The organism is Accumulibacter sp. (assembly GCF_032229525.1).
Lineage (GTDB): Bacteria > Pseudomonadota > Gammaproteobacteria > Burkholderiales > Rhodocyclaceae > Accumulibacter.
Map to the genome: position 1 here is coordinate 1 of NZ_JAVTWB010000024.1, position 3,232 is coordinate 3,232.

Annotated in this window: 6 protein-coding genes; all 6 read right to left on the minus strand. The window is 65.5% G+C overall.

The window, feature by feature from the left end; translation table 11 throughout:
• Window positions 1–54 precede the first annotated feature (54 nt).
• Window positions 55–396, minus strand: a complete 342-nt coding sequence (locus RUW20_RS01900) for a Na+/H+ antiporter subunit G (protein ID WP_313950499.1) — start codon at window positions 394–396, stop codon at window positions 55–57.
• The gene (locus RUW20_RS01905) at window positions 393–662 is read right to left on the minus strand and encodes a K+/H+ antiporter subunit F (RefSeq protein WP_313950500.1); all 270 of its coding nucleotides are present in this window, start codon (window positions 660–662) and stop codon (window positions 393–395) included. The genes RUW20_RS01900 and RUW20_RS01905 overlap by 4 nt, the downstream gene beginning before the upstream one ends.
• Window positions 656–1,147 carry a Na+/H+ antiporter subunit E gene (locus RUW20_RS01910; RefSeq protein WP_313950501.1) on the minus strand — a complete coding sequence of 164 codons (492 nt, stop codon included), beginning with the start codon at window positions 1,145–1,147 and terminating at the stop codon, window positions 656–658. The genes RUW20_RS01905 and RUW20_RS01910 overlap by 7 nt, the downstream gene beginning before the upstream one ends.
• The gene (locus RUW20_RS01915; RefSeq protein WP_313950502.1) at window positions 1,144–2,661 is read right to left on the minus strand and encodes a monovalent cation/H+ antiporter subunit D; all 1,518 of its coding nucleotides are present in this window, start codon (window positions 2,659–2,661) and stop codon (window positions 1,144–1,146) included. Before RUW20_RS01915 ends, RUW20_RS01910 begins: the two co-directional genes overlap by 4 nt.
• Complete coding sequence (locus RUW20_RS01920) at window positions 2,658–2,984, minus strand: Na+/H+ antiporter subunit C (RefSeq protein ID WP_313950503.1); 327 nt, start codon at window positions 2,982–2,984, stop codon at window positions 2,658–2,660. The genes RUW20_RS01915 and RUW20_RS01920 overlap by 4 nt, the downstream gene beginning before the upstream one ends.
• A partial coding sequence (locus RUW20_RS01925; protein ID WP_313950504.1) for an MnhB domain-containing protein occupies window positions 2,984–3,232 on the minus strand: 249 nt, incomplete at its 5' end. The genes RUW20_RS01920 and RUW20_RS01925, both read right to left, overlap by 1 nt.

Below are 3,232 nucleotides of genomic sequence, written 5' to 3' on the forward strand. Positions count from 1 at the left end.
CGCTGGCACGCCCTACGCCATAGTCTTCGCCTGTGCGGGATTGGCGGCTGCCGTTCAGGGTGTGTCCCGCGGTTGACCTTCGGGTGCGGCGTGCTGCGCTGTGGACTGCCGATGCAGCGCAGCTTTGGCAAGCAGGTGAGCGGTGACCGGCGCAGTGATGAACAGGAAGAACAGTGGCGCCAGTTCGTGCAGGCTGACCCCTGCGTTGTCATCGGCCGAGAAGAAGAGTGCCGACGCGAGCAGCATCGCACCGACACCCAGGGTCGTGGCCTTGGTCGGGCCGTGCAGACGCATCAGGAAATCGGGCAGTCGGGCAAGGCCGATGGAGCCGAGCAGGACGAACAGCGCGCCGACGAGGATCAGCGCCGCGATAGTGAATTCGGTCGCCGTACTCATTCGCTGATATCTCCGCGCAAGAGAAACTTGCATAGCGCGACCGTGCCGACGAAGCCCAGCAGGGCGATCAGGAGTGCCGCTTCGAAGTAGGCCGTACTGGCATTGCTGATCCCGTAAAGCACCAACAGGGCGATGCTGTTGATACCGATGGTGTCGAGAGCCAGGATACGATCGGTCGTATCCGGTCCGCGTAGCAGTCGATAAAGGTTGAGCGCCAGGGCGGCGCCAATCAGGACGAAGGCAATTTCGATGGCGGCGTTCAGCATGCAAAGATCTCCTTCAGTGCCAACTCGTAACGCTCCTTGATCTCGCCTATCAGTGCCGACGGGTCGGGTGCATCAAGGGCATGGACCAGCAGCACCCAGCGCTGCTGGTCGACGTCGATCGATACCGTTCCCGGGGTCAGCGAGACGATGCTGCCGAGCAGGGTAGCGATGAACGGATCGCGCAGATCGAGCGGTACCTCGACGAAGGCGGGAGACAGCCGGTGCAGCGGCCCGATGATCTGGCGCGCAACGCGCAAGTTGGCGGTGACGATGTCGCTGGCGAAGATACCCAGGAAGCGCAACGCCCGCCAGGGGTGGACCAGGCGAGGAGGATTCGGCCAGAAACGGCGGGTCAGCAGAGGTATGGCGATGGCCAGCAGGCAGCCAAGCAGCAGCAGACCGAGTGAAGCGGCATTGGTGATCACGGTCCACAGCAGGAGAACGGTGAGTGACGAGCCGGGACGTGGTAGAAGCGTGCGCATCATGGTTTCGCCTCGCGGCCGTTGTTCGCTGCGCCTGGCCGGAGCACGCCGGTCACGTAGGCGCCAGGCGCATGCAGTTGTTCGGCAGCGCGCATGGTGTAGTCGGACAGCGGGCGCGCCAGCACGGCCAGCAGTGGTCCGGCAGCGACCAGGAGCAGTGTGGCGGTCACCCGTTGCCAGCCGATCGGCTCGACCACCAGTGGCTGGGCGGCTGCCCTGTGCTTCCAGATCAGATAGCAGCCGTCGCGCGCCAGCGCGGCCATGACGACGAACCCCGCCGTCAGCACGACCACCCACACCGCCGTTCCTGCCGCTACGTCACGCATGCTCGTCAGCAGCATCAGTTTGCCGATGAAGCCGGAGAAGGGCGGCAAGGCAGCAAGCGTTGTCGCCAGGACCAGGAAGGCGACTTTCAGCCAGACCGATGGCAGGGGCGGCCCGGCCATGAACTGATCGGCCGCCTTGCCACGCTGCTCGGCGATGATGCCGGTCAACAGAAACAAGGCCGCGCCGGCAAGTGTCGATTGCACCAGATAATAGAGTGCCGCGGCGCTGACGCCGGCACTCGCCTGCGCGGGCGTCAGCAGCAGGGTGCCTGCCGAGAGCAGGACCAGCCAGGCGGCGAGGGATTTGAGACGGGGAGCGGCGAGCGCGCCCAGTGCGGCGAAGGCGACCGTGGCCAGCGCCAGGGTAGTCAGCCAGTTGTCGAGCAGATCGGGCATCACCGGTGCCAGGGCTATCGCCTGCACGCGCAAAATGGCGACGATGCCGACCTTGGTCATGATCGCAAAGAGCGCGGCGACCGGCGCGCCGGCCGCGGAGTAGGTGTGCGGCAGCCAGAACGACAGCGGCAGCAGCCCCGCTTTCAGCGCGAAGACTGCGATCAGCAACGCAAAGGCCAGCCTGGCGAGGGCTTGATCGTGTCCGGGCAAGGCCAGGACGCGTGCCAGATCAGCCAGGTTCAGGGTGCCCAGTGTGCCGTAGAGCAGGCCCAGCGCGATCAGGAAAAGCGCCGAGCCGACCAGGTTGAGCACCACGTAGGTGATTCCCGCTCTGGTTCTGGCCAGACCGCCACCGTGCGCCAGCAGCACGTAGGAGGCGAGCAGCATGATTTCGAAGAAGACGAAGAGGTTGAACAGGTCGCCGGTGAGAAATGCGCCGACCAGGCCGAGCAGTTGAAACTGGAACAGCGGGTGAAAATGCAAACCTTCCTCGTCGAAGCCGGCGCTGGCGTAGAGCAGCACCAGAAAGCCGAGGACGGCGGTGAGCAGGGTCATCCCTGCAGCCAGCCGATCGACCACCAGCACGATGCCGAAGGGCGCCGGCCAGTCGCCCAGCGCGTACACCCGCAACACGCCGTCGTCGGCGAGCAGCGTCAGCCAGCCGGTGGCCAGCAGCAGCAGCGCCGTCGCCAGCAGGCCGACCGCGCGCTGGAACGCCAGTCGACCGGAAACCATTTGCAGCAGCGCCGCGAGCAACGGAATCAGGATCGGCAGGATCGGCGCGTTGGCGTTCATGGTTCCTGGCGGGCGTCGACGTGGTCGGCGCCCGATTCGGACAAGCCGCGCAAGGCGAGGATCGCCAGATAGGCGGTCATCCCGAAACCGATGACGATGGCGGTGAGCACCAGGGCCTGCGGCAGGGGGTCGGCGTAGCGGGCACCGGCGCGAATCAGCGGTGGTGCGTCGATGCGCAGACGACCGCTGGCGAAGAGAAAGAGGTTTACCGCATACGACAGCAGGGTCAAGCCGAGCAGTACCGGGAAGGTGCGCGCGCGCAGGATGAGGAAAACGCCGCAGGCGGTGAGCACGCCGATGGCGATCGACAGCAGGACTTCCATCAGACCTCCACTATCTGGCCGTGAGCGCGTGCCGACAGCTGCCCAAGTCCGGAGAGAACCGTCACCACCACGGTGACCACTACCACGTACACGCCGAGATCGAAAACCATCGCCGAAGCCAGCTCGAACTCGCCGATCAGCGGCAGCGAGACATGGCCGTGTGCAGTGGTCAGGAAGGGGCGAGCGAACAGCCAGCTGACCATCCCGACGCCGGTTGCCAGCAGCAGTCCCAGCGCCAGTAGTCCGGC

What these genes read in the sequence shown, in the direction of transcription:
- RUW20_RS01900 (WP_313950499.1), bottom strand. Translation starts at nt 396, where the DNA reads ATGAGTACGGCGACCGAATTCACTATCGCGGCGCTGATCCTCGTCGGC.
- RUW20_RS01905 (WP_313950500.1), bottom strand. Translation starts at nt 662, where the DNA reads ATGCTGAACGCCGCCATCGAAATTGCCTTCGTCCTGATTGGCGCCGCC.
- RUW20_RS01910 (WP_313950501.1), bottom strand. Translation starts at nt 1,147, where the DNA reads ATGATGCGCACGCTTCTACCACGTCCCGGCTCGTCACTCACCGTTCTC.
- RUW20_RS01915 (WP_313950502.1), bottom strand. Translation starts at nt 2,661, where the DNA reads ATGAACGCCAACGCGCCGATCCTGCCGATCCTGATTCCGTTGCTCGCG.
- RUW20_RS01920 (WP_313950503.1), bottom strand. Translation starts at nt 2,984, where the DNA reads ATGGAAGTCCTGCTGTCGATCGCCATCGGCGTGCTCACCGCCTGCGGC.